Annotated in this window: 4 protein-coding genes; all 4 read left to right on the plus strand. The window is 40.1% G+C overall.

All coding sequences use genetic code 11. The annotated features are described in order from the left end of the window. Window positions 1-75 precede the first annotated feature (75 nt). The 4 genes from D5R40_RS31145 to D5R40_RS31150 all read left to right on the plus strand — a co-directional run bounded on the left by D5R40_RS31145 (window position 76) and on the right by D5R40_RS31150 (window position 3,367). Window positions 76-1,161, plus strand: coding sequence for a TRAP transporter substrate-binding protein (locus D5R40_RS31145; RefSeq protein WP_124155736.1), 1,086 nt, complete (start codon window positions 76-78; stop codon window positions 1,159-1,161). Window positions 1,162-1,279: 118 nt separating this feature from the next. Further along, window positions 1,280-1,405, plus strand: coding sequence for a hypothetical protein (locus tag D5R40_RS41660; RefSeq protein WP_275670318.1), 126 nt, complete (start codon window positions 1,280-1,282; stop codon window positions 1,403-1,405). A 141-nt stretch (window positions 1,406-1,546) separates the two neighbouring features. Then, window positions 1,547-1,672 carry a hypothetical protein gene (locus D5R40_RS41665; protein WP_275670318.1) on the plus strand — a complete coding sequence of 42 codons (126 nt, stop codon included), beginning with the start codon at window positions 1,547-1,549 and terminating at the stop codon, window positions 1,670-1,672. A gap of 840 nt (window positions 1,673-2,512) precedes the next feature. Next, window positions 2,513-3,367: a sulfotransferase family protein gene (locus D5R40_RS31150; protein ID WP_124144178.1), complete on the plus strand. Its 855-nt coding sequence runs from the start codon at window positions 2,513-2,515 to the stop codon at window positions 3,365-3,367. The last annotated feature ends 293 nt before the right edge of the window (window positions 3,368-3,660 follow it).

Below are 3,660 nucleotides of genomic sequence, written 5' to 3' on the forward strand. Positions count from 1 at the left end.
GAGAATTGAGAATTCGCATAAAGGAAGTGTTTTTCCCACTGTTCCCTATTCCCTGCTATAACACATAAATAAATAATGAAACGTCGAAACCTAATTAGTTATGCTACTGCTGCTACTACTAGTGCAGTTGCTTTACCTGCATTGAGTCAAACCGAACCCCAACAGATAAAATGGAGAATGGCAACGAGTTGGCCGAAATCTCTGGATACTTTGTTTGGTGGAGCACAGAGGATTTGCGATCGCGTCACAGTTATGACCAACGGTAAATTTACTATTACTCCCTATCAAGCTGGTGAAATAGTCGGAGGGTTGGAAGTCTTAGATGCTGTACAACAAGGTACCGTACAATGTGGTCATACTTCTAGTTATTACTATAAAGGAAAAAATCCTGCCCTAGTCTTTGCAACTTCTGTTCCATTTGGTTTTACTGCCCAACAACAGAATGCTTGGTTATATCATGGAGGGGGTTTAGAAGCTATACAAAAAGTTTATGCTGATTTTAACGTGATTAACTTCCCTGCAGGTAACACAGGTGCGCAAATGGGTGGTTGGTTTAGAGAGGAAATTAATACTTTGGCTGACCTCAATGGTTTAAAAATGCGTATTCCTGGTTTGGGAGGGGATGTGATGAGTAAGTTGGGAGTAAATGTTCAAGTGTTACCTGGTGGGGAAGTTTATCTAGCTTTAGAAAGAGGAGCTATTGATGCTGCTGAATTTAGTGGGCCTTCTGATGATGAGAAATTGGGTTTATATAAGGCTGCAAAATACTATTATTATCCTGGTTGGTGGGAACCTGGTGCGACAGAAGATCTATTGATTAATTTAGATGCTTGGAACAAGTTGCCAAAGGAATATCAGGAAATTTTTCAGACTGCTGCTTATGAAACTAATTTGAATATGTTGGCTCAATATGATGTTTTGAATAGTGAAGCGTTGCCAAGATTGATTGAAAAGGGTGTTCAGTTGAGACCTTTTAGCCCAGAAATTATGCAAGCTGCTCAGAAGGCTGCTTTTCAGATTTATGAGGAAAATGCTAGTAAAAATGGGAGTTTTAAGGAAGTTTATCAAAAGTGGAAAAAATTTCGGGAGCAAGTTTTTAATTGGAATAAAGTGAATGAGTTAAGTTTTGCTCAGTTTTCGTTTAATAAGTACCCAAAGTGAATTGAGAATTTAGAAACGATCCCCCTAAATCCCCCTTAAAAATGGGAACTTCTAGTTCCCCCCTTCTCAAGGGGGGTTAGGGGGGATCGAAAGCACTGTAACTCACAAAAGGTGAGAAATGCTATATTTATTTTCTGTGAGTTTTAACGAAGTTTATCAACAGTGGAAAAAATTTCGAGAGCAAGTTTTTAATTGGAATAAAGTTAATGAATTAAGTTTTGCTCAGTTTTCGTTTAATAAGTAGCCAAAGTGAATTGAGAATTTAGAATTGAGAATTTAGAAACGATCCCCCTAAATCCCCCTTAAAAAGGGGGACTTCTAGTTCCCCCCTTCTCAAGGGGGGTTAGGGGGGATCGAAAGCACTGTAACTCACAAAAGGTGAGAAATGCTATATTTATTTTCTGTGAGTTTTAACGAAGTTTATCAACAGTGGAAAAAATTTCGAGAGCAAGTTTTTAATTGGAATAAAGTTAATGAATTAAGTTTTGCTCAGTTTTCGTTTAATAAGTAGCCAAAGTGAATTGAGAATTTAGAATTGAGAATTTAGAAACGATCCCCCTAAATCCCCCTTAAAAAGGGGGACTTCCAGTTCCCCCCTTCTCAAGGGGGGTTAGGGGGGATCGAAAGCACTGTACCTCACAATAGGAAATTAGATCAATCCATATATATTGCCTTTGCGTCAGCCCTGTATTAATTATTAACCCGCCCCTTTCAATAATTTTAATTAAATAAACGATCGCAATCTTAAACATTAAGATGTATTAATAGTATGAAAATTTCATAAAGATTTGATGCAATTGGCGAAATGCTCTTGACACTAGGGGGGGTGGAATTATAATCCAAATGCAACATGGTTAGGACACTTAGAAATTCTCAAACTCTGTCATAGATTTTGTTGAATTTTGCATCGTTGATTTGATCTTGCGCGTGTCCTAACTACGTCAGTAAAATAAAATCAGGACTTACGCAAAATAACGCATTTATGCCATTGCGTTTTGCTGGCGCATAGCTTCCGCTAACGGCTGTCGCCGACATGTTTGCGGAGCATTCCGTCAGGAAAAAGCGCAGCTTTGCGTTAGCGCCAGCTTTGCTTTGCAATAGCAAGCGACAGCGTTTGCGGAGCAGTCCGTCAGGAAAGCAATCTCAAATGTTGATATTTCATTCCTTATGCGTAATTCCTGAAAATGCCTAAATATCTGTTGAATTGTCAGTAGTGACTCAAATTCCCTAAACCCACTGCTCAAACTTCTAGTTTTGAGATTACCACATCTCCCGAATTTGCTGGCTGCCTGGTCAAACACCATCTCACTCTGGCTTTCAACACCTATCAAACCAAAGCCAAAAGTAGAGAATGAAACAAAAAATCCATTTTATCTCAGGACTACCGCGATCTGGCTCCACCTTACTAGGAGCCTTACTTCGCCAAAATCCTGTGTTTCATGCAGGGATGTCTAGTCCAGTGGGGGGTCTGGTGAACCGACTACTAGAAGCGATGAGCGAAAACAATGAGTTTTCGGTCTTTATCACACCTGAACAAAAACGAGCATTAACCTTAACTATTTTTTCAACATTTTATGAGGCACAAGGGGACAAAGAAGTAATCTTTGATACTAACCGTCTCTGGTGTAGCAAATTGTCTTTAATTCAGGACCTATTTCCTGACTCTAAAGTGATTTGCTGCGTCCGCAATGTGGCTTGGATTATGGATAGTGTGGAAAGGTTAGTCAGAAAAAATACTTTTGAGGTGTCCCGCTTATTTAACAATTCAGGTGAACGTTCTACGGTTTACACTCGCACGGAAGCTTTGAGTCAGGGAGGAAGATTAGTGGGATTTGCTTATAACGCTCTCAAAGAAGCGTTTTATAGCGAATATAGTTCTTCATTACTCCTAGTGGATTATGACATATTGGCCCAAGCTCCAGATAAAACTCTGTCCCTGATTTATCAGTTTTTGGGGGAAGAACCCTTCGAGCATGATTTTGAGAATGTGGAGTATCAAGCTGATGAGTTTGATAATCGACTGAATACCAAAGGCTTACATACAGTACGCTCTAAAGTGGAGTTTCAACCCCGACAGACGGTTTTACCCCCAGATTTGTTTGCTAAATACGATGGTTTATCCTTTTGGACAAACCCCAGCAACAGTCTCGCTAATGTGATTGTGGCTCAAGCAAACCCCCCAGAAGTCAATGAAGTCAGAAGTTAGAAGTCAACCCACCCCTAACCCCTCCCAGGAGGGGAAATTATCAAAAGTTGTTTTTGAGACACAGATTTCTGCTCCGTCTTAAAAGACGGGACTTTAGACCCAATGATTTTTGGTAAACACTTGCAATGAAATTAACAGGACTTACTCCAGGTTGATTTGTCATTGCGACCGTAACGCAGTGTAGGGAAGCAATCTCGGAGTTTTTGCGATGACTTTCCTGACGGAATGCTCCGCAAACGCTGTCGCTTGCTATTGCAAAGCAAAGCTGGCGCTAACGCAAAGCTGCGCTTTTT

This window comes from Okeania hirsuta, from assembly GCF_003838195.1.
Classification (GTDB): Bacteria; Cyanobacteriota; Cyanobacteriia; order Cyanobacteriales; family Microcoleaceae; genus Okeania; species Okeania hirsuta.

Bases quoted from the DNA above. Each gene is read 5' to 3' on its own strand.
- D5R40_RS31145 (WP_124155736.1), top strand. From the start codon at position 76: ATGAAACGTCGAAACCTAATTAGTTATGCTACTGCTGCTACTACTAGT.
- D5R40_RS41660 (WP_275670318.1), top strand. From the start codon at position 1,280: ATGCTATATTTATTTTCTGTGAGTTTTAACGAAGTTTATCAACAGTGG.
- D5R40_RS41665 (WP_275670318.1), top strand. From the start codon at position 1,547: ATGCTATATTTATTTTCTGTGAGTTTTAACGAAGTTTATCAACAGTGG.
- D5R40_RS31150 (WP_124144178.1), top strand. From the start codon at position 2,513: ATGAAACAAAAAATCCATTTTATCTCAGGACTACCGCGATCTGGCTCC.